Annotated in this window: 1 protein-coding gene; it reads right to left on the bottom strand. The window is 47.1% G+C overall.

The window, feature by feature from the left end; genetic code table 11:
• Positions 1–378 (bottom strand): adenylosuccinate synthetase (locus A3712_RS09850; protein ID WP_197465809.1); only part of this gene is annotated, 378 nt, incomplete at both ends.

Below are 378 nucleotides of genomic sequence, written 5' to 3'. Positions count from 1 at the left end.
GGAAGCTATCTTGTTCTTCCATTGCTGTAACCAGAGTACCTGTACCAACTGATGAGCTGAATGCCTTAGCCACTGCAATAACGCGCTCAGGGCGAAGGGCAGGTAAGCCACTACCAATACCCGCGTAAGCTGCAGTCACATTTGATGATGTTGTCCAAGGGTATTCACCGTAAATCAAGTCGCGACCTGCACCGAGTTGAGCTTCAAACAGTAGGTTTTCGTCTTGTACTTGAAGTGCCTTAAGAGGCTCAGTCACGTTACAAATGAACGGGCGCCAAGCTTTCGTCACTTCAAGTAGCCATTCAGTCATTTCTGAAGCGGTCTGAGTAAAGTCACATCTAGGGTAAAGGGCTTTTAGTTGAGGCATTTTCCAATCAA

Origin of the sequence: Vibrio sp. HI00D65 (genome assembly GCF_001635455.1) — a bacterium.
GTDB lineage: Bacteria > Pseudomonadota > Gammaproteobacteria > Enterobacterales > Vibrionaceae > Vibrio.
Note: the sequence above shows the minus strand (reverse complement) of the source record. Positions and strands in the feature narration are given on the sequence as shown.